This is a genomic window from Ensifer sp. GW823-FHT05D09 (assembly GCF_058795755.1).
On the sequence record NZ_JBXAIA010000007.1, the window covers coordinates 299,484 to 319,613 of the forward strand.

General features: G+C 63.2%; 14 protein-coding genes and 1 pseudogene. 8 read left to right on the plus strand and 7 right to left on the minus strand.

From position 1 onward, the window contains the following. Positions 1-121: 121 nt before the first annotated feature. Positions 122-1,639 (minus strand): winged helix-turn-helix domain-containing tetratricopeptide repeat protein, encoded by a 1,518-nt coding sequence (locus AC1Q80_RS20955; protein ID WP_492361684.1) that lies wholly within the window; start codon positions 1,637-1,639, stop codon positions 122-124. A 126-nt stretch (positions 1,640-1,765) separates the two neighbouring features. Here AC1Q80_RS20955 and AC1Q80_RS20960 point away from each other — a divergent pair, with 126 nt between their 5' ends. Both AC1Q80_RS20960 and AC1Q80_RS20965 read left to right on the plus strand, forming a co-directional pair. Further along, a complete protein-coding gene (locus AC1Q80_RS20960; protein ID WP_492361685.1) occupies positions 1,766-2,026 on the plus strand; it encodes a DUF1127 domain-containing protein in 261 nt (86 codons plus the stop codon). 49 nt (positions 2,027-2,075) lie between these two features. Further along, positions 2,076-3,248 (plus strand): MFS transporter, encoded by a 1,173-nt coding sequence (locus AC1Q80_RS20965; protein WP_492361730.1) that lies wholly within the window; start codon positions 2,076-2,078, stop codon positions 3,246-3,248. A 107-nt stretch (positions 3,249-3,355) separates the two neighbouring features. Here the strand turns inward: AC1Q80_RS20965 and AC1Q80_RS20970 are convergent, their stop codons facing one another. From AC1Q80_RS20970 to AC1Q80_RS20980, 3 genes and pseudogenes are all read right to left on the minus strand, one after another. Continuing rightward, the gene (locus AC1Q80_RS20970) at positions 3,356-4,582 is read right to left on the minus strand and encodes an alanine racemase (protein WP_492361686.1); all 1,227 of its coding nucleotides are present in this window, start codon (positions 4,580-4,582) and stop codon (positions 3,356-3,358) included. Between the two features lie 38 nt (positions 4,583-4,620). Next, positions 4,621-6,500 (minus strand): annotated as a pseudogene (locus AC1Q80_RS20975) (ABC transporter ATP-binding protein). A gap of 267 nt (positions 6,501-6,767) precedes the next feature. Further along, positions 6,768-7,721 (minus strand): LysR family transcriptional regulator, encoded by a 954-nt coding sequence (locus AC1Q80_RS20980; protein ID WP_173421408.1) that lies wholly within the window; start codon positions 7,719-7,721, stop codon positions 6,768-6,770. Positions 7,722-7,844: 123 nt separating this feature from the next. Between AC1Q80_RS20980 and AC1Q80_RS20985 the strand changes: the two genes are divergently transcribed. The 6 genes from AC1Q80_RS20985 (at position 7,845) to AC1Q80_RS21010 (ending at position 15,404) form a co-directional block, all read left to right on the plus strand. Continuing rightward, on the plus strand, positions 7,845-9,773 hold the full coding sequence (locus AC1Q80_RS20985; protein ID WP_492361687.1) for an ABC transporter substrate-binding protein: 1,929 nt from the start codon (positions 7,845-7,847) through the stop codon (positions 9,771-9,773). A gap of 78 nt (positions 9,774-9,851) precedes the next feature. Further along, complete coding sequence (locus tag AC1Q80_RS20990) at positions 9,852-10,889, plus strand: ABC transporter permease (protein WP_492361688.1); 1,038 nt, start codon at positions 9,852-9,854, stop codon at positions 10,887-10,889. Further along, positions 10,886-11,758, plus strand: coding sequence for an ABC transporter permease (locus AC1Q80_RS20995; protein ID WP_492361689.1), 873 nt, complete (start codon positions 10,886-10,888; stop codon positions 11,756-11,758). Before AC1Q80_RS20990 ends, AC1Q80_RS20995 begins: the two co-directional genes overlap by 4 nt. Before the next feature lie 51 nt (positions 11,759-11,809). Continuing rightward, positions 11,810-13,486 (plus strand): serine hydrolase domain-containing protein, encoded by a 1,677-nt coding sequence (locus AC1Q80_RS21000; RefSeq protein ID WP_492361690.1) that lies wholly within the window; start codon positions 11,810-11,812, stop codon positions 13,484-13,486. Next, the gene (locus AC1Q80_RS21005; protein WP_492361691.1) at positions 13,483-14,589 is read left to right on the plus strand and encodes an aminotransferase class I/II-fold pyridoxal phosphate-dependent enzyme; all 1,107 of its coding nucleotides are present in this window, start codon (positions 13,483-13,485) and stop codon (positions 14,587-14,589) included. The genes AC1Q80_RS21000 and AC1Q80_RS21005 overlap by 4 nt, the downstream gene beginning before the upstream one ends. Positions 14,590-14,606: 17 nt before the next feature. Next, positions 14,607-15,404 carry a M55 family metallopeptidase gene (locus tag AC1Q80_RS21010; RefSeq protein WP_492361692.1) on the plus strand — a complete coding sequence of 266 codons (798 nt, stop codon included), beginning with the start codon at positions 14,607-14,609 and terminating at the stop codon, positions 15,402-15,404. Positions 15,405-15,524: 120 nt separating this feature from the next. Here the strand turns inward: AC1Q80_RS21010 and AC1Q80_RS21015 are convergent, their stop codons facing one another. From AC1Q80_RS21015 to AC1Q80_RS21025, 3 genes are all read right to left on the minus strand, one after another. Beyond that, positions 15,525-15,977, minus strand: a complete 453-nt coding sequence (locus tag AC1Q80_RS21015; RefSeq protein ID WP_492361693.1) for a DUF1801 domain-containing protein — start codon at positions 15,975-15,977, stop codon at positions 15,525-15,527. Then, positions 15,974-16,837, minus strand: coding sequence for an AraC family transcriptional regulator (locus AC1Q80_RS21020; RefSeq protein WP_492361694.1), 864 nt, complete (start codon positions 16,835-16,837; stop codon positions 15,974-15,976). Before AC1Q80_RS21020 ends, AC1Q80_RS21015 begins: the two co-directional genes overlap by 4 nt. Positions 16,838-17,005: 168 nt before the next feature. Beyond that, the gene (locus tag AC1Q80_RS21025; protein ID WP_492361695.1) at positions 17,006-20,125 is read right to left on the minus strand and encodes an efflux RND transporter permease subunit; all 3,120 of its coding nucleotides are present in this window, start codon (positions 20,123-20,125) and stop codon (positions 17,006-17,008) included. Positions 20,126-20,130 lie beyond the last annotated feature (5 nt).

Here is a 20,130-nt window from a genome sequence, read left to right on the forward strand (position 1 = left end):
CTCTCCAAACACCGGAGGCACGTCATGCGCCGGTCCGTCCCAGGCGGTTGGTCTATCGCAAAACTGTTTCCCAGAAGTTGCAGCAGCGGTCAGGCGAACGTCGGACGGTCGCGCGATTGGCTCACTCCGGAAGCCCGGCCTTTCGGTATCCGTCCACGAAATGCTCAAGCGTCGCAGCATCGCGAAATGGCTCGGTCGCGGCCCAGTGGCGGGTCGTGAAATGCGGATTGCCGACAAGGAAAAGTTCGGCTTCCGCGCGCGCCTCGTCGAGCCGGCCCAATTGAGCAAGGCTTGCGGCGAGGAAACGGCGTGAGCTTGTCCGGTAGGTCTCGTCCCTGCGCAGCGTCTCTATCGCAGCTTCATATCTGCGGGCCGCATACAGCGCCTGTCCGAGCGTCAGATAGTACCAGCTTGCCGGGTATGGGTTCAGCCGGAAAGCCTTGCCGATGTGCTCGATACCTTCGTCGATCCGGCCGGCGAGGATGGTGATGTCGGATAATGCCGCCCAGGTGTCGGCCTCGTTCGGGTCGAGCTCGATCGCCTTGGCGAATTCCTGATCGGCCTCGGCGAAATTGCGCTCATAGGCAAGCAGGTAAGCCAGGATCCAACGACAGCCGGCATCGTTGGGGTCGATCGCCACAGCCTTGCGCGCCAGCCCCAGAGCAGCGATACGGCCAGCGTCGGTGGGGCCGTCGGAATGGACCCAGCCCATCCAGTGGTTCATGGCCAGCCAGCGGTAGGCCTCGGCATAATCAGGATCGAGCGCAACCGCGCGCGTGAGCATCAGATGCGCTTCCTGTGCTGCCTGCGGTGCATCATCCATCAGCTTGCGCGCCCGCACGCAGAGATCGTAGGCCTCAAGGTTTTTGGGCCGGTTGCGCGCGGGCGGTGTGCGCAGCTGGCCGAGCAGGGCTTGCACGATCTTGCCGGTGACCTCGTCCTGAACGGCGAAGATATCTTTGACGTCGCGGTCGAAGCGCTCCGCCCATAGATGATCGCCACTCGTCGCGTCGACCAGCTGGGCGTTGATGCGTACGCGTCCTTCGGCACGTCTTGCGCTGCCTTCCAGCAGGTAACGCACGCCGAGGTCGTCGGCGATCGCGCGCATGTCCATCACCTTCTTCTTGTAGGCGAAGGAGGAGTTGCGGGCGATGACGAACAGGCCGGAAATCCTCGACAGGTCCGTGATCAGGTCTTCGGTCAACCCGTCCGCCAAGCTTTCCTGCTCGGGGTCATTGCTGAGATTGACGAAAGGCAGCACGGCTATCGATGGTTTGTCGGGCACCGGCAAAGGCAGACGCTTGGCATCGCCGCGCTCATAGATGGCCCCTGTGAAGCGATAGCCGACGCGCGCAATCGTGGCGATCCATTCACCGCCGTCGGCGGTCGGACCAAGCGCCTTGCGCAGTTGAGAAATCTGGACAGTAAGGTTGCCTTCCTCGACGGCCATGCCTGGCCACGCCGCGTCCATCAGCTCGGCCTTTCCAATGACTTCGCCGGGTCGTGCAACGAGTGCTGCAAGCAGCCTTAGGGCGCGATAACCGACAGCGACGGGCTCTGCGTTCCGAAAGAGCGTTCCCGCACCCGGATCAAGCACGAATGGACCAAAGACGACCTGCGATCCCTGCATACGGCGCATCTATAGCGCGTTTGGAAGTTTTTGGAACTCTTTGGGAGGGCTTAATGACGGCGCTGATCGGGGACTGCAGAATTGAACCTCTTCCAGCTCGGGTCATCGGACCCTCAAGCCCCCATGGAGGTTGCCATGACCGATATGCCCACTGTCGGCTCAGCCGCATACCAAGGAGCACAACCCGAACTGCGCGGGGAGCCTGCCGACCGGTCGCATCGCCCCTCCATTGTTCGGGAGCTGCGCCGTTTGGTTGCGCGATGGCGTGCACGAGACCGCTTTCGTTCTGAACTCGAACAAAAGTTGGACGGAGATCCGCACCTGATCGATGACGTCGGCCTGTCGCGGCGGCAGATCCAGGAGGAGCTCGACAGGCCCTTCTGGCAAGTGCTGTAAGGGGAATGCCGCAATGGCCAGGGATCGCCAGTTTCCGCCTGCCGAGGTGATGAGCGGTCACCCGCAGCGGTCGATATCACCGCCGGAAGAGCGGATCCCCTGGGCCGCGATGGCGGGCATCATCGCGACCGTCACGGTATTCGCCGTGGCGCAGGGGCTGACCTATCCGCTGCTCAGCTTCATCCTTGAACGGCAGGGAACGACGCCGGGGCTGATCGGCTTGTCGGCGGCGATGACGCCGCTGGGTTTCATCGTCTCGGCGCCCTTCCTCCCGGCGCTGGCGCGGCGCGTGGGCGCAGCAAGGCTCGCGATCGTGTGCTCGCTGCTGGCGGCGCTCGCCCTGTTCGCAATTGCCTGGCAACAGGACGTCTGGGCATGGATGCCTTTGCGCTTCCTGCTCGGCATCTTCGCCAATCCACTCTACGTGATCAGCGAAACCTGGCTGATGTCGATCACGCCCGTGTCCAGCCGGGGCCGCATCATGGGTCTTTACTCCTCGATCGTTTCGGGCGGCTTCGCCATGGGCCCTTTGACCCTCGGGCTGGTCGGGACGCAGGGTTGGCCACCCTTCGTCGTCGGCATGCTGGCCTTTATCGCCTGCGGTCTGATCGTGCTTGCGGTCGTGCCGCGGTTGCCTGACATGCCGAATGACGGCGAGGCGCCCTCGGTCGGCGGTTTCTTCGCGCGGGCGCCGCTGTTGTTGTTCGCGGTTCTCGTCGCAGCCGCCTTTGAGCAGGTCGTGCTTTCCCTGTTTGCGGTCTATGGCGCCGCGCTCGGCAATGCCGAGGGGCGGGTTGCTTCGCTCATCACCTGTTTCATCGCCGGCAATGCCGTGCTGCAGGTTTTGCTCGGCCGCGCTGCCGAGACGTTCGGTTCGACGCAAACCATGCTGCTCTGCGCGCTCTTTTCGCTGCTCGGCTGCCTGCTGCTGCCGTGGTTCTTGAGCTCGTGGCTCATCTGGCCGCTCGTTTTCGTTTGGGGCGGGGTCTCGTTCGGGATCTATACCATGGCGCTGATCCGGCTTGGCGAGCGCTTTCGCGGTCAGGCCCTGATTGCCGGCAACGCGGCCTTCGCGGTCGCATGGGGCATCGGCGGCATCGTGGGCTCTCCGACGACCGGACTGGCGATGCAACTGATCGGACCTCAGGGGCTGCCATTGTCCCTCGGTGCGCTGTGCTCTTTACTGGCGGTGTTTCTGATCACTCAGGGACGGCGCCTCTAGTCGATGGGTTTGCCTCGTGCGGTCAACGACATGCCGGGTCTCGGGCGCGGGGCATGTCTGTTGACTATCTCCCAATTCGAGTGGCGGTTGGCCGTGCCCGAACCCCATTACGTCTGGCAATTGCGGGCATCGACAGGCAGCACTGTGGCTTCGCCATTGGCATGGCGCAGCGTGAAATGGTCGAAATTGGCGATCGATGCGCAGGAGTGGTTGGGGAAGACCCGCACCCGGCTTCCGAGTGCCAAGGGACGTCCCGAGAAGGGAACGAAGCCATGCTCTTCGGAAAGGCGCTCGAGCGTCCACGCGCCCGTTTCGCCATCATCCTCGGCGCTGACGACGGTGCCGAATCCAGCGCCGCCCATGCCGTGTGCCCCGCGATCGGAGCTCATTGATTTCGAGCCGGCGTCGATGATGAAGTGAGTGTCGTTGGACGCGACGACCCGGGCGACGACGCAAAGCGCCAGATCGTCGGCGGTGCAGATGCCGAGCCTGAGTGCCGTGCCGTCGAGGAAGACGTAGTTGCCAGGTCGGATGCAATCGACCTCTGAAGGCAGCGGCGCCCCCAGACAGGTCGGTGTCGCGCCGACGGAGAGGCACTCGACGGCAATGCCGCGGTCGCGAAGCCGTCCGGCAAGACCGGCGAGGTCTGCCGCTTCATCAAGCGCGACCTTGGCGAGACTTTGCGGGCTTGCGGCAGCGTAGGAATGGCCGGCATGCGAGAGCAGCCCGGCAAAGCGCAGACCGTCGGCGGCCGCGATCCGGGCGCAAAGTTCGAGTGCTGCCGGATCGTGAGGCTTGAGACCGACACGGCCGAGGCCGACATCGACCTTGAGGAAGACGCCGATCTCGACGCCGTGATGCCTGGCGGCTTCAGCCAGCGCATCGACACCCGTTCCGCTTGCCGCAATCGTCCGCAGTTCCGTGCCGCGCGCCTTTACCGCGGGCAGCAGACGGTCGAGCGACTTCGCCTTGACGATGGGATAGGCCAGGATGATCGACGGGATGCCTGCTTCCACGAAGACCAGCGCCTCGCTCGGCTTGGATGCGGTGATGCCGCGCGCGCCAAGCGCCAGCTGCTGTCGCGCGATATGGACGCTCTTGTGCGTCTTTACATGCGGGAACATCGAGACGCCGGCGGCGGCGGCGCGTTGCTGCATGGCCCTCATGTTGCGGACGAGGCGCGCCTCGTCGACTTCGATATAGGGCGTCGGTCGCTCCGCGGCCGATGGACGCCAGAAGCCCGAGGTCTTCGGGTCGGTTGAACCATTGTCAATGTCGGCAGTCGCGCTGCCGGCGGCAGGCGCAGCCGCCACCGTCACTTCGGAAGTGGTCATCTTGGAGTGCTCTGATTTGAAAAGGGAATTGCCGGGCGTCAGCCCGTTGCGACCTGCCTTACGAAATGGGTCGATGAGATTTGATGCATCGGCAGTTCACGGGGCACGAAGTCCGGGGCGCGCACGGCACTGGGGATTTCGTCGGACATCGGTTGGCGACCCTCCGGGCGGCGCGTTGGATCCGCGATCGGCACGGTCGACAGGAGCTTGCGGGTATAGGGATGCTGGGGATTGCCGAACACCGAGCGGCGGTCGCCGATCTCGACAATCTCGCCCAGATACATCACCGCGACACGGTGGGCGATACGCTCGACCACGGCCATGTCGTGGCTGATGAAAAGAAGCGCGATCTGCATTTCGCGCTGGAGATCCATGAGCAGGTTGATCACCTGTGCCTGGATCGTCACGTCGAGCGAGGCGACGGCCTCGTCGGCGACGATCAGGCGCGGGCTGAGCGCAAGCGCGCGGGCGATGCATATGCGCTGGCGCTGGCCGCCGGAAAAAGCGTGCGGATAGCGCTCAAGATGCTCGGGCGACAGTTCGACCTTGGCCAGAAGCTCGGCGGCGCGGGCGCGCATCATGTCGGTCGAGCCCAGCTTGTGAACCCGCATCGGGTCCATCAGCGATTGCTCGATGGTCATGCGCGGGTTGAGGGAGGAGAACGGATCTTGAAAAACCATCTGGGCGTCGCGCCGGAACCGCGCGAGCACGGCGCGCGGTGCACCGATCAATTCGGTGCCGTCAAAGCGGATCGAGCCCGAGCGCGGCCGGTCGAGCTGCATGATCGAGCGGGCGACGGTCGACTTGCCACAGCCGGATTCGCCGACCAGCGCCAGCGTCTCACCGGGAAAGATGTCGAAGGAGACGTTCTCCACCGCATGCACGCGGCCGGAGACATGGCCGAACAGTCCGGCCTTGAGATCGAAGCGCGTGACCAGGTTGCGCACCGAGACGAGCGGCTGGCGGGTTTCCTTCATCGGTGCGGACGCGTTCATTCTGTCACCTCTGCGAGCGCACGCTCCGGTTCGAACACAAGCAACGGGAATTTCTCCGGCGCGTCCTTGTCCGCCATGCTGCCAAGGCGGGGCACAGCGGAAATGAGGGCACGGGTATAGGCATGTTTCGGCTGGGCGAAGATGTCGTAGACGGAACCGGTCTCGACGATCTCGCCCTTGAGCATGACGCAGACGCGGTCGGCGACCTCGGCAACCACGCCCATGTCATGGGTGATGAACAGCACAGACATGCCGATTTCGTGCTGCAGGGCGCGCACCAGGTCGAGGATCTGCGCCTGTATCGTGACATCGAGCGCGGTCGTCGGCTCGTCGAGGATCATCAAAGACGGGCGGCAGGCAAGGGCAATGGCGATCATCACGCGCTGGCGCATGCCGCCGGAGAGCTGGTGGGGATACTGGTCGAGCCGGCGTTCCGCGTCGGGTACACGAACCAGCTTCAGGGTGTTGAGCGCGATCTGGCGTGCCTGTTCCGGCGTCTTGTCCTGGTGGTGGATCACCGCCTCAGCAATCTGGTCACCGACCGTGAAAACCGGGTTCAGGCTCGACATCGGATCCTGGAATACGATCGAGATATCAGCGCCGCGAAGCGCTTCGATCCGCTTGTCCGAGAGCTTGGCGAGGTCGGCGACCTTGCCGTCCTTCAGGCGCATCAGCACCCGCCCGCCGGTAATGCTTGCGCCGTCATATTCGGTCAGCCGCATGATCGTCATCGCCGTCACTGATTTGCCCGACCCGGATTCTCCGACCAGCGCCACGGTCTCGCCGCGGGCGATCTGGAAGGAGACACCGCGGACCGCGCGCAGCTGCGCCTTGGTGCCGGCAGCAAAGGAGACTTCGAGGTCTTCCACGGAAAGGATGACATCCTCGGGCAGTTCAGGCGTTGCGGATTTCGACAGGAGCATCAGCACAGGGACCCGATTTCGAGGGGACGTTGTGTCGTCAGGTCTCGCAACGAGGTCGCATCCTGTCAATACGGGTGAGGGAGGCGGTTGCGGTGTTCGACCGCGTCGCTGCAACTGCTCAATCTGATCCGGTGGGCCGGTTGCGCCGGCAAAATCGAGTAAAATCAATGTGTCACGATTGTGGCAGACAAAACTATGCGCGTTGCGCATTGTATCGCCTGTCTTCGCATATCGCACCGCACACGCATTTTTGCACGGTACGATGCCTCAGGCCGCGTCGATGACGGCGTCGAAACTGTTCTTGTACTGGGGCAGGGCGGCGCATTGCTTGAGGTGCTGCCAAAGGGCATCGCTGTCATGGCTTCCGGAGCCGGCGCGGCGGAAGATGCGGATCTCCAGTTCCAGCGACATCTGCTGCCCGCCGATCTGGGCGAGGCGCCCCTGCCGCATCGCCTCGGCGACGCAGATCTGCGGCAGCCAGGCGACGCCGCGGCCGGCGACGGCCATATGTTTCAGGCCGTCGGCAAGGCCGGACTGGTAGACGGTGCTGAGGTTGAGCGGGCGGCGCCAGCGCGATTGGATCAGTGTCGCCAGCTTGCCGATGTAGCCGTCGCTCCAGGAATAGGCGAGATAGGGAATTTCTGTGGTCTCGGGCCCATCGATGTCGAAAAGCGGCCGGCCGCTGTCGTCGGTTCCCGAGACGAGAATGAGCCGATCCTTGCCGATCTGCAGGGATTCGAAGGGTCCCCCTTCGAGCACCGGCGGGCCATCCGGGTGCACATAGGTGATGGCGAAATCGCATTGGCCGGAACACAGATGGTCGATGCTTTCGAGAAAGTCGGCGGCGTGCATGCTGGTGCGAAGTGGCAGGCGCGAGATCAGCGGCGAGCCGATCCATTTCGGGAAGAAGTACATTGCCAGCGTATGCAGCGAGGTGAAGGTGAGCATGGCCGAGCTTTCGCCGGCGACATTGCGGCAGTCGGTGCGCAGCCGATAGGCTTCGCGCACGAGCCGCTGGCAGCCCGGCAGGAACATCGTGCCTGCCCGCGTCAACTGTACCGGATAGGTGCTGCGGTCGATCAGATCGGCGCCGATCCAGTTCTCAAGCGATTTGATCCGTCGGCTGAAGGCCGGCTGGGAAATGTTGCGCGCCGTCGCCGCCGTCGAGAAATTCCTGGTCGCGGCAATTTCCAGAAAATCTTCAAGCCATTGCAGTTCCATGCCGGCCCTCATGCGTGTTTTGCATAGTCTATCCTAACTACACATTGGACAGACCCGCAAGCGCTCTTCTAGCCTCCCCTGTAACGAGAAGAAAACTTCCGCCTCCACCAAATGGGAACAACGATGAAACGCACCTTAGCCCTAGCCCTCTGCCTGGGGCTCGGCATCGCGGCTGCGCCCGCTATGGCCGAGACCAAGAACCCCGGCACCTTCGTCTTCATGTGGACCGACGACATCCAGTCGTTCGATCCGGCCTACATCGCCAACACACCGAGCTCCTACGGCTCGCTCAACATCTACAGCCGGTTGCTGAACTTCAACGGCTCGAAGATTTCCGAGTTCGTGCCGTCGCTTTCGACCGAGGTGCCCTCGCTCGAAAACGGCCTGATCAAGCAGGCCGACGATGGTTCGGTGAGCTATACCTTCCCGATCCGCAAGGGCGTTTTCGCCCATAAGGTCGGCGTCAAGGGCGCTGACGGCAAGGTCACCTGGGAATACTACGACAAGCTGAGCGACGCCCAGAAGGCGACGATCGAGCCCGGTTATGGCCAGATCACGCCCGAGGACGTGCGCTATTCGCTGCTGCGCGCCATCCTCCAGGGCCAGTCGTGGATGTCGAACGCCATCACCGAGGTGATCACCGCCGGCAAGTACACCGACATCGCCAAGTGGGTCGAAACCGAAGGCGAAGTCAAATCCATCAATGACGCCAGCCCCGAGGTTTTGCGCAAGGTCTATGACCAGCTCGCCTCGCAGATCGTCGTCGACGGCGACAATGTCACGCTGAAACTGCCGAAGTCGTTTCCGGCTACGCTCGGCGTCATCGCGCTGCCCTTCGGCACCTCGGTTCTCGACAAGGAATGGGTCGCTTCGGTCGGCGGCTGGGATGGTTCTGGCGATACCTGGAAAGCCCATTACCGCCCGGAACTCGGCGCAAATCCGCTGTTTGCCGAAGAAAACGGCACCGGCCCCTTCATGCTCGAGGAATGGGACCGCACCGACCGGCGCATCACGCTGAAGCGCTTCGACAACTACTTCATGGGGCCGGCCAAGCTCGATCGCGTGGTCATGCGCACCGTTCCGGAATGGACGACGCGGCGCCTGCAGCTTCTGTCCGGTGATGCCGATTTCGTCACTGCACCCGTCGAGTTCATCGACGAGCTCAGCAAGACCGAAGGCGTCAAAGTCATCGACGGCTTGCAGAAGGTGTTTTCACGCGGCGTCTTCTTCGCCTGGCCGCTCGACGACAACGACAATCCAGCCATCGGCAGCGGCAAGCTCGACGGCGCGGGCATTCCGCCGGACTTCTTCGCCGACATCGACGTCCGCAAGGGCTTCAACTACGCCCAGAACTACGATGCGCTTTTGACCCAGGTGCTGCTCAACAAGACCGTGCAGTCGCGCGGGCCGACCGTGCGCGGCATCATGGGCTACCGCCCGGATTCTCCTGTCTACAGCTACGATCCCGCCAAGGCCGAGGAACACTTCAAGAAGGCGTTCGGCGGCAAGCTCTGGGATACCGGCTTTGCCTTCACCGCCTACGTGACCGAAGGCAATCCGCAGCTGACCGCGGCACTCTCCGCACTTCAGCAAGGCCTGTCGCGCATCAATCCGAAGTTCAAGATGCAGATCCAGGCGCTGCCATGGGCCTCCGTCTCGGACAAGCTCAACAACCGCGAAAAGCCGGCAGCACCCCTGACGGTGATGGGCTGGGGTCCCGACTATTCCGACCCGGGTGGTCCGCTCGGTGCCGCCAGCTACTACCTCTCGCCCACGGGTCTCGTCGGCGGCATGGTTGGCCAGGGCTACCGCGACCTGATGGCGGAAAAGTTCAAGCCGCTGCTTGATGAAGCCTGGGCCTCGGTCGATCCCGCCGTGCGCGAGCCGATCTACGCCAAGCTGCAGGAAATGTCCTACGAATACGCCACCACCCAGTTCCTCTGGGAAGACTTCGGCTATGTCGTCACCCGCAGCAACATCGATGGTTATGTCGACAACATGATCCTCTACGGCGCCTGGGACTTCTACCCGGTCACCAAGGCCAACGACTGATTGGCGAGCGCATGTCGGGCGGCGAACCCGCCCGACATGCGCCTGTTTCATTTTCCCTGAAATCGGAACGTGTGAACCGTGCTGAACTATGCACTCAGACGACTGATGATGCTGCCGATCGTTCTCTTCGCCCTGTCGTTGATGATCTTCGCGCTGCAGATGTCGCTTTCGCCCACCCAGAGACTGGCGGCCTATGCGCCGTCGCCTGACTATCTCAAGGGCGGCCAGGAAAGCATCCGCCGGATGATCGAGCAGTATGGGCTGAACGATCCCTTCTATATCCAGTATGGCCGCTGGATCGGCGGTATCCTGACCGGCAATCTCGGCTGGTCGGAGACGGCCCGCCAGCCGGTGTCGACGGCGTTGATGTCGCTCTTTCCAGCAACGCTGGAACTGGTAGTGCTGGCCTTCGTCCCCTGCCTGCTTCTGGCTGTGTTCCTGGGATCGCGCGCCGGCATCTATCTCAACCGCTGGCCCGACCACGTCATCCGCATCTTCACCATTCTCGGCTGGTCTTTCCCGGTCTATGTCTTCGGCCTGTTGATGCTGCTGATCTTCTATTCGGCGCTCGACTGGTTCCCGCCTGGCCGGCTCAGCCAGTGGGCGCAGACCGTGGTCAGCTCCAGCGACTTCGTGCGCTATACCGGCGCCAACACCATCGACGCGCTGCTGAACGGCAATCTTGCGGTCTTCGGCGATGCACTTCGCCATCTTGCCGCACCCGTCATCACGCTGACCTATGTCAACGTCGCCAGCATGACACGGGTGATGCGCACCTCGATGCTGGAAACCCTGCGCCAGGATTATGTCCGTACCGCCCGGGCCAAGGGTCTGCCGCGCCGCGTGGTCGAGCTGCGTCATGCCCGGCGCAACGCGCTGCTTCCGCTTGCGACCATCGCCGGCATGGAGCTCGCCGTCATGATGGGGGGTGTCGTCATCACCGAGACCATCTTCGACTATGCCGGGCTCGGCCAATTCGCCGCCAAGACCGCCGCCAATCTCGACTTCCCGGCAGTGCTTGGCTTCGGCCTCTATTTCGCGGTCGTTCTGGTGGTCATGAATCTGATCGTCGACCTCATCTATCCGTTGCTCGATCCGAGGGTGAAGACGCAATGAAGTTTCTTCGTTACCTCGCAAGAAATCCGGTGTCGCTGTTCGGCGTCGTGATCCTTACCGCCTTCGTGCTCATCGCCGTCTTCGCGCCGGTGCTGGCGCCGCCGCAAAGCTTCCAGCTTTCGCCCTACGACACGCCGCGTGCCGGCTTCCTGGCAACGCCGCAACCGCCTTCACCGGAGGCTGTCTTCGGCACCACGCAGGGCCAGTACGACATCTTCTACGGCGTCGTCTGGGGCACGCGCACCGCGTTCAAGATCGGGCTCGGGGTCGTGGCGATCTCCGTCCTGATCGGGACCTTCGTCGGCGCGGTCGCCGCATACTACGGCGGTGTCATCGAGGAGGTGCTGATGCGCATCGTCGACGTATTCATGGCGGTGCCGTTCCTGATCGCGGCCATGGTGCTGACAGCGCTGCTCGGCAAGGGCATCGTTCCGATCACCATCGCGCTCACCACATTCGGCTGGATGAGTTATGCCCGCATCGTCAGAAGCGAGATCCTGAGGATCCGCGAGATGGACTATATCCACGCGGCCCGCAGTTACGGCGCCAGCGACCTCAGGCTGATCGTGCTGCATATCCTGCCCAACGCCATGTTCCCGGTGCTGGTGCTGGCGACGATGGCGACCGGCTCCATGGTGCTGTCGGCCTCGGCGCTCAGCTTCCTCGGCGTCGGCACCGAAGAAGGCTATGCCGACTGGGGCCAGTTCATCGCCTACTCGCGCAACTGGATCGTCGGCCAGCCCGGCAATCCCTTCCAGTTCTGGTACACGCTGGCTTTCCCAGGCGCTGCCGTCTTCCTGTTCGTGCTGTCGTGGAACCTTGTCGGTGACGCCCTGCGCGACATGCTCGACCCCCGCCACACCCATTGAGACCCAATCCCTTCAAGACCCAATCCGTTTAAGGTTCAAGGAGCATTCCCGATGTCCTCTCTGTCTGCCGCCTCGATCGAACTATTCGAGGATCTGATCCGCTATGAGGTCGAAGACAAGGCGATCCCGTCGATCTCCTACGCCCTCGTCGACCGCGACGGCGTGCTTGCCGAAGGCCATGTCCAGCGTCACGACCGCCATTTCGACATGGGCAAGGACACCTGCTTCCGCATCGGCTCGATCACCAAGACCTTCACGTCGCTGGCGATCATGCAACTGGTCGAGAAGGGCCTTGTCGATATCGACGTCGACGTCTCGACCTATCTGCCCGGCTTCAAGCCGGAGAACCCGTTCGCCGGTGCCGAGGGCGGGCCTTACGGCTCGGTCATCAGCCTGCGCAAGCTCATGACCCATACGGCGGGCATCGTGCGCGAGCCGAAGAGCGGCCATTATCTCGACGCCACCCGGCCGCCGCTCGAAGATACGGTCAACGAACTGGCAAGCTCCGTTCTGAAGCAGGATCCGAGCCTCGGGGTAATGCACTATTCCAACGCCGGCATCGCCGTCGTCGGCCGGGTGATCGAGACGGTGACTGGCCAGAGCTATTCCGACTATGTCGCCGCCAACATCCTGAAGCCACTCGGCATGGACAGCTCGTCCTGCGGCATGGCGCCCGGCATCCGCGAGCGGTTGGCACCTGCCGACATGTGGACGCTTGACGGCGATACGCCGGCGCCGGTGTTCAGCCTCGGCGGTTCGCCGGCCGGCAACATCTTCTCGACCACAGGCGACATGGCGCGCTACGCCCAGTGCCTGCTGCGTGGCGGCTTCGACGCCGAGGGCAATTCCATCATCTCGCCGGCGTCGCTGCGCGAAATGTGGACGCCGTTCGGCAAGCGTCCGGCCGGCCACGACAAGACGCTCAACGGCTACGGCCTGTGCTTCGGCTCCGGTGACGTCGACGGCTGGACTTCCGTCGGCCATGGCGGTGCCGTCTATGGTTACGCTTCGCAGATGATGCTGCTGCCGGCCGCCGGCGTCGGCGTGCTGATCTTTGCGACTCTTGATTTTGCCAACCAGATCGCCTCGCGCCTCGGCGTCGACGGTGTGCGCATTGTCCTTGCCGAACGCAAGATGGGCAAAATGCCCGAACGCGTCCAGCGTCCGCCCGAGATTTCCGAAGCGCAGTTCAAAACGCTTCCCGGCTATTACCGAGACGACGCCACGCAGGAAGTTGTCGAGGTCAAGTCGACGGACGGCAAGATCTATCTGATGGGCGAGGGCGTACCACACAGGATCCGGCCGGTCGCCGGCAACGATTTCGTCATCGACGGCCGCATCTACGGGCGCGGCGCCGACTACGCCCACATGAACCTCTCCTTCCCGGAAGCCGGCAAGCTTGCATGGAAGGATGCGACCTGGACCCGCATCGAGGCGCCCGATGACGAGACCGTGCCCGACGCGATCGCGCCGCATCTCGGCGAATACGGGCCGGATTTCAACATCACCTACCTGACCTACAGCCATGGCGGGCTAAAATGCCTGATCGAGTACTTCTGCACGCACACCTGCGAGCCGGTCGAAGAAGGCCGCTTCCGCATGCATGGGCGGCTTTATGAAGACGAGATCCTCGAACTCGATGCCGTCGACGACAGCGGCAAGCGCGGCATCCGCGTCGGGCCGATGTTCCTGGAGCGGCGCGGTTCGTCCCAGGCGGAAGCGGCGTGAGCCGGACCGTGGCTGCCCCGATCAGGATGGAGTCACCCCTGGGCGCCCGCATGTTCATCGGCGGGCGCGAGGTCGACTACTACTGCGGTACGTCCTACTTCTGCCTGCATGGCCACCCCGAGGTGATCGAGGCGGCTTGCGATGCCACGCGACAGTACGGCCTGGGGCCGGGCACGCTTGCCCATATGCAGGTCTATGCCGACCTGCAGGAGCGGCTGCGCGACTGGTTCGGCACGGAGGAGGTCGTCTACATGATCTCCGGCTACACCAGCCCGATGGTGCTGCTGCAGGGGCTGCGTGACGATTTCGACGTGATCCTGATGGATTCCGCCACGCATTACAGCACGCGGGACGCCATCCCAACGCTCGGCAAGCGGATCCACGAGTTTCGCCATGCCGATCCCAATGACCTCGCAACGCAGCTGTCATTGCATGTGAAGGCAGGCGAGCGGCCTGCGGTTCTGACAGATGGCGTTTTCCCGTCCTCCGGGACGCTTGCACCGCTTGCCGACTATCGCCGGGCAATGGCCTCCTATGAAGGGGCGCTTCTGTGCATCGACGATTCCCATGGCGTCGGCGTTCTCGGCGAGACAGGCCGCGGTTCGCTGCAGCATGCCGGGCTCGAAGGCGAGGGCAATTATCTGGCCGGCACCATGAGCAAGGCGTTCGGGGCACTCGGCGGGGTGGTTCCCGGCGATGTCGCCCTTGCCGAAAAGATCGCCCGCAACGCGATGATCATGCGCGGCGCCTCGCCGGCGCCGCCGGGCCTTGCCGCGGCGGCCGCCGCATCGTTGCGGGTGCTGCAAACGACGCCGGAAAAGCGCGCAAACCTCACGCGCAACATCAGGCATGTGCGCAGCGGTCTGCGGACGCTTGGCTTCGAGGTCGCCGACACACCGGTGCCGATCGTCACCGTCAAGGGCGTGACCGATCTCGAGCAACTGCGCGACCGCCTTGCCGAACGCGACATCATCGTCCGGGTGCAGCAGGCGGGCGGCTATTCCGACGCGCCCGATGTGCCGAGCCTGCGGCTCGCGGTGTTTTCCGAACATTCCCCGGCTCAGATCGATCGGCTGCTGCAGTCGATGGCCGAGCTTATTTGAGAGATGAGAGAACGATCATGAAGGTTTTCATCAGCGCTGATATCGAAGGCACGGCGGGCATTACCGCCTGGGACGAGGCCAAGAAGGGCCACCCGGAATACGAGGAATTCCGCGAATACATGACCGACGAGCTGGTGGCCGCCTGCGAAGGCGCGAAGGCCGCCGGTGCCAAGGAGATCGTGGTCAAGGACGCCCACTCGACCGCCCGCAACCTTATCCTGTCGAAACTGCCGGCCTATGTCAGCATCATCAGAGGCTGGAGCGGCCATCCCGATCTGATGATGTTCGGCATCGACAAGAGTTTCTCGGCAGCGCTTTACACCGGCTATCACAACAAGGCCGGGACCGACACCAATCCGCTCGCCCACACGCTGACCGGCACGGTGTCGCGGCTCCTGATCAATGGCGAAGTGGCGTCGGAATTCACGCTGAACGCGCTTTGCGCCGCGCGCTATGGCGTGCCTTCGGCGTTTCTTTCGGGCGATGCCGGCATGTGCGCCGAGGCCAAGGCGATTGCTCCGGGTATCGGCACTGTAGCGACAAGCGAAGGGTTCGGTCCCGCGACCCGGTCGCTGACGCCGAAGGCTGCGGTTGCCTCTATTCGCGAGGGCGTGGAGAAGGCGCTTTCGGGCGATCTGAAGGCCTGCCTGCCTAAGCTCGCCGACAGTTTCGAGCTGGTGGTCGAGTACACGACACCAATCGAGGCCTATCGCGGCAGCTGGTACCCAGGTGTCGAGCATATCGCGGCGCGCACGCTGCGCTTCGAGGCGAAGGACTTCTTCGAAATCCAGCGCGCTATTCGCTTCATCGTTTGAGCGAGGCAATGGACGGCGCGCGAGAAGCTGCTTCGGTATCGCGCGCGCCTCTAATCCACCAGATAGGGCGTTGAAGCCAGACGCGAGCCGTCATGGCATGAATTGAAGCACTTACAGACTTCACTGGCGTGTCGGCATATTGGCCCAGGCCACCGGCTGCCTCCTGCTGCGCTGATGATATGTCAGCGCCGCCCTCAGACAGTGGGCAAGCGGTTCTGCGGGAAGGTCGCCTGTGGCGGGGATGAGGAGGGCACGGTTGCTCTCAAAGGCAAATTCGCTCCCGAAGTGAACGCGGAAGGTATCGACCAGCGTCGTCTTGCAATTGAAGAACACCGCGCAATGTGCCGGTGCTGATTTGACAACGCCCAACCGGATCGTCGTTCCGCTTTTGCTTGCTTCCGTGAGGTAGGCTGGCTCTCCCCATTTGAGTGCCTCCGTCAGCGGCCCGACGCCTTCTGTCTCGGCGGCGACGACAAAGATGAGATCGCGAACCTGCAGCAGGCGCGTCCGCACTGTCGCGCTATGCTGTACCAGCACCTCGGCGATATCGGCAGGAACGGGTGGGCTCGTCATGGCACGCGTTTCTTCAGCGGCAGATGGATATCGGTCCGCAATTCGCTTTGCGGAACCATTCGCGGATCGTTGAGATAGGCTTCGAAGACCGGCTGATCGTCCGGTTCATGCCCTGACCCGGGCAACCAGACGCCCAGAAGCCATCGATAGGCGCCAGGCATGGCCGCGTAGGGGCCGGTGTAACTCAGCCTGGCGTAGGGGCCTCCGCGCAGGACCGTTTCTGTCAACGACGCATCAAGCGCGACGGAGTCGGCAATCAGCATGCAGGCGCGAGAACGCAGGTCCTCCTCAGGCCCGAGCTCGGGATCATCGAAGAAAACCCCGATCATCTCCTGTTGCGCGGGCAATGCTCCGCGGGCCACGAGTTCGGCAAAGAGCCGCGCCATCGCCCGGTCGATTTCCATGTAGGAGCCCCGGTGATCGATCGACGCACAGCGTCGCTCGGGCAGATCGACTATGTTCACCGGGAACCCGGTCGCGTCGTCGGCGGCGTTGGCATTTCTGAAGGCTGCGTGCTGGCCGTTTTCGCGATAGGCAGCGGGCGTTGTGCCAAAGGCATTCCGGAACGCTCGTCCGAATGTATCGGTTGAGCCGTATCCGGCGCGATCGGCAACGGTTGCGATATCGACCTGCGAATTGGCGAGCCGGTCGGCAGCGCGTTGCAGCCGGAGCCTGCGAATGGTCGCGACGATGGTTTCGCCACGCATCGCCGAATAGATCCGGCTCCAGTGATAGGGGGAAAGGCAGGCGACTTCAGCCAATCGGTCGAACGAAATGTCGTCCTCCAGATGGGCATAGACATGGTCGATCACCCGGATCATCCGGGCACTGTAGCTCGCCTCAGTCAATCCCTTGTGCATCGGCGTCCTCTTCGGTTTTCCACTTAGCGAAGAGATTGGCATGAGCAGGGCCGGCAAATCCTGCGGATTTGATGACCCTGTCGCTGCGACTATAGCCAATGGCTGCCGATTTGCATCCGTCTCCCTTTGCGCCCGAGGGCGAGCGGGATGTTGACCCGGCCGCCGCGGTCAGCTGTCTGCGTGCGCCTCGGGCGCGCGGAGCACGGCGCCGACGCGTCTTGCGACAAGGACCTGTAGCGCGTGAACGCGCAGGAACAGCGCCGGGACGAAAAGCAGCGAAAGGGCGGTGGAGGCGAGCAGTCCGCCGATGACGACGATCGCCATCGGCGCGCGGAAGGCTCCGCCGTCGCCGAAACCGAGCGACACGGGTACCATGCCGGCGATCATCGCCGCGGTGGTCATGATCACCGGCCGCGCCCGCTGTTCGGCGGCGGTGACCACGGCCTCGCGGGGGGCGTGGCCCTGCTTGATCAGCTGGCCAGAGAGATCGACGATCAGGATCGCATTCTTCGCGACAATGCCCATCAACATCAATGCGCCGATCAGCACCGGCATTGTCACGCCGTTTCCGGTGAGAGCGAGGGCCAGGATGCCGCCGGACAGGGCGAGAGGCAGGGACAACAGGATTGTCAGCGGCTGGAACGGGTTGCCGAAGAGGATCAGCAGGATCGCGAACACGGCGGCGAGCCCCAGGAGCACTGCGCGAAGGAAGCTTGAAAAAAAGTCCTGCATCGACAGGGTCTCGCCGGCAGGCTGCAGGCTGACGCCCTCCGGCAAGGGGTTGTCTGCAATCCACGCCGTCACCGCCGACAGGGCGGTGCCTGACGAGACAGCCCCTTTGAGATCGGCGGTGATATCGATGCGCCGCAACCCGTCGCGCCGGATGATCTCGGCCGGGCCGGAACCTGCCACGACCTCGGCGATTGCAGCCAGCGGCACGACGTTGCCATCGGCAGTCCTCAGTGGCATGCCTTCTATCAGCGAAATGTCGATGTCATCTTCAGCCTCCACCCGGACCCGCACCGGAACCCGATGGCCCTGCAGATCGATGTGGGCCAGCTCGCGGCTGATATCTCCGACAGTGGCCACGCGCACCGCGTCCGATAGCGCGTCGAGGCTGATGCCGAGTTCCGAAACGAGGTCCCGGTCGGGCACGATCTGCAACTCGCTGCGAAGGGAGGGGCGAAGCGACGTCACTGTTCGGAAGTCAGGCATCTCAGCCATCGCCGACGACAGGCTGTCGCTTGCCTGCTCCAGGCGGCCGGGCTCATCGCTGAGGAGCGTCAGCGAGAACTGGCGGCTGCCGGTCAACCCCAGTTCGCTGCTGCGGATATCCGCAATCGCCGCCAGTTGCCTGGTGATATCGGTGGCGACCTGCTGGCGGGTCCGGTTGCGTTCGGCCGGTGCTGTCAGCGTCAGGTGAACGATGAAGGACTGCTGGTTCGGCGGACCGAGATTGCGATCACCGCGATAGGCGTAGATGTGCTGGACATCCGTGTCCTTCTTCAGGGAGCGTGCAATCTCGACTGATTTTTGCATCATCGACGAGGTGCTGGCTCCGTCGGCCATGTCGATTGCGAAAGCCAGGCGGGTCCCGTCTTCCGTCGGGATGAAGCCGCGTGGCAAGGTCGGCAGTACCGCCAGGAACGGCGCCGCGACGGAAAGCAGACCGAGCGCCAAAGTCACGAGGGTCATGTCGATGTGGATGCTTCGCTCTCCCAGCGACACTTTCTGCCGGCCGATCGACAGCCGAAGCAGTCGCGAGTAAAATCCAAGCCTCCTTCCGGAATTGCTGGACTTGCCCGGCGGCGCGGGCTTCAGCAATGCCACCGCCAGCATGGGCGTGATCACTCGTGCGACCAGCAATGAAAGGAGCGTCGCGACGGCCACGGTCAGTCCAAATTCCCGGAAGTATCGACCGGGCAGACCTTCGATCAGCGCCAGCGGCAGGAAAACCGCGACAACGGTCAGCGATATCGCGATGACCGAGCCGCCGATCTCCTCCGTCGCATCGATGACCGCGCGCCAGATCGTCTTTCCCATTTCACGGTGACGCGACACGTTCTCGATCTCCACTATCGTGTCATCGACGAGAAGGCCGATCGCCAGCGTCAGGCCCAAAAGGGAAACGAGATTGAGTGAGAAGCCGAGAACTTCCATGGCGAGAAAGGTCGGGATCACCGCCAGCGGCAGAGCGATGGCAGCGATGAGCGTCGCGCGCCGATCCCGCAGGAACAGAAAGACGGCTGCGATGGTGCACAGCGCGCCCTCGGCCATGGTTCGCATCGTGCCGGTGAAATTGTTGCTGACGTAGCTGGCGTTTTCATCGAGCAGCGTGAACTGCACCGCAGTCTCGGCATCGTCGAGATGCTGAACTGCGGATCTTATCTGCTCGAATGTCTCAACCTCGTTGGCCCGCTTTTCGGCAAAGATCGCCAAGGCGACGATCGGATCGGCATCGAGCGTCGCGAAACCCGAAGGCTCGCTCCAGGCATCCTCGATCCTGGCAATGTCGGAAAGCCGGTTGCTGGATCCGGGGCCGGTTCTGACGGCAAGCGCGTCGAGATCCTCCACCGACATAGGTGCCGAGACGGTGCGGATCGGCTCGTCGAAGCCGTCGGTCTCCGTCGTTCCGGAGGCCCGGTTGTCGCTGACGGCACGCAGTGCCCGGCTGACGTCCTGTGGCGCCAAGCCACGGGCGATCATTTCATCTTGCTGCAGCCAGACCCTGATCTCCCGCTCGCTGCCGCCAACCCGGACAATCCTGCCGACGCCCGGCACTTTTTCCAGGATGGGGCGAATGCGCTCTTCGGCGCGCCTGGAGATCGCGGGCAGCGACAGCTGGTCGGAGCGCAGAGCATAAGTGGCGATGGCCATACGCCGTATGTTGGAAAGCTCGATCGAAGGCTCCTCCAGATTTGCCGGCAACTGGCTGCGGACCGTCCGCATCGCCGCCTGTACCCGATCCAGCGCGACATCTGGCGAAATGTGGGTGGCGAATTCTGCACTCAACGTGACACTGCCGCCACTGATCGTGGCGTCCAGACGCTCAAGACCTTCGATGTCCTCGAAGGCGTCCTCGATCTTTTTCGCTACCTGCATTTCCAGGTCGCTCGGCGATGCCGCCTGCTGACGCAGCATGATCGTGACGACAGGAAAGTCCATTTCCGGAAAGCGGTTGACCGGCAGTGAGGTCAGGGACAGCCACCCCATAACCGTCAAAACGAGAAACAGCGCAATGCCGACGGCGGGACGCTCGATCGACCATTTCGAGACGTTGATGGCCATCGGAT

What these genes read in the sequence shown, in the direction of transcription:
- AC1Q80_RS20980 (WP_173421408.1), bottom strand. Translation starts at nt 7,721, where the DNA reads ATGGAACTGCAATGGCTTGAAGATTTTCTGGAAATTGCCGCGACCAGG.
- AC1Q80_RS20960 (WP_492361685.1), top strand. Translation starts at nt 1,766, where the DNA reads ATGACCGATATGCCCACTGTCGGCTCAGCCGCATACCAAGGAGCACAA.
- AC1Q80_RS20955 (WP_492361684.1), bottom strand. Translation starts at nt 1,639, where the DNA reads ATGCGCCGTATGCAGGGATCGCAGGTCGTCTTTGGTCCATTCGTGCTT.
- AC1Q80_RS21025 (WP_492361695.1), bottom strand. Translation starts at nt 20,125, where the DNA reads ATGGCCATCAACGTCTCGAAATGGTCGATCGAGCGTCCCGCCGTCGGC.
- AC1Q80_RS20995 (WP_492361689.1), top strand. Translation starts at nt 10,886, where the DNA reads ATGAAGTTTCTTCGTTACCTCGCAAGAAATCCGGTGTCGCTGTTCGGC.
- AC1Q80_RS20965 (WP_492361730.1), top strand. Translation starts at nt 2,076, where the DNA reads ATGAGCGGTCACCCGCAGCGGTCGATATCACCGCCGGAAGAGCGGATC.
- AC1Q80_RS20985 (WP_492361687.1), top strand. Translation starts at nt 7,845, where the DNA reads ATGAAACGCACCTTAGCCCTAGCCCTCTGCCTGGGGCTCGGCATCGCG.
- AC1Q80_RS21015 (WP_492361693.1), bottom strand. Translation starts at nt 15,977, where the DNA reads ATGACGAGCCCACCCGTTCCTGCCGATATCGCCGAGGTGCTGGTACAG.
- AC1Q80_RS21000 (WP_492361690.1), top strand. Translation starts at nt 11,810, where the DNA reads ATGTCCTCTCTGTCTGCCGCCTCGATCGAACTATTCGAGGATCTGATC.
- AC1Q80_RS21020 (WP_492361694.1), bottom strand. Translation starts at nt 16,837, where the DNA reads ATGCACAAGGGATTGACTGAGGCGAGCTACAGTGCCCGGATGATCCGG.
- AC1Q80_RS21010 (WP_492361692.1), top strand. Translation starts at nt 14,607, where the DNA reads ATGAAGGTTTTCATCAGCGCTGATATCGAAGGCACGGCGGGCATTACC.
- AC1Q80_RS20970 (WP_492361686.1), bottom strand. Translation starts at nt 4,582, where the DNA reads ATGACCACTTCCGAAGTGACGGTGGCGGCTGCGCCTGCCGCCGGCAGC.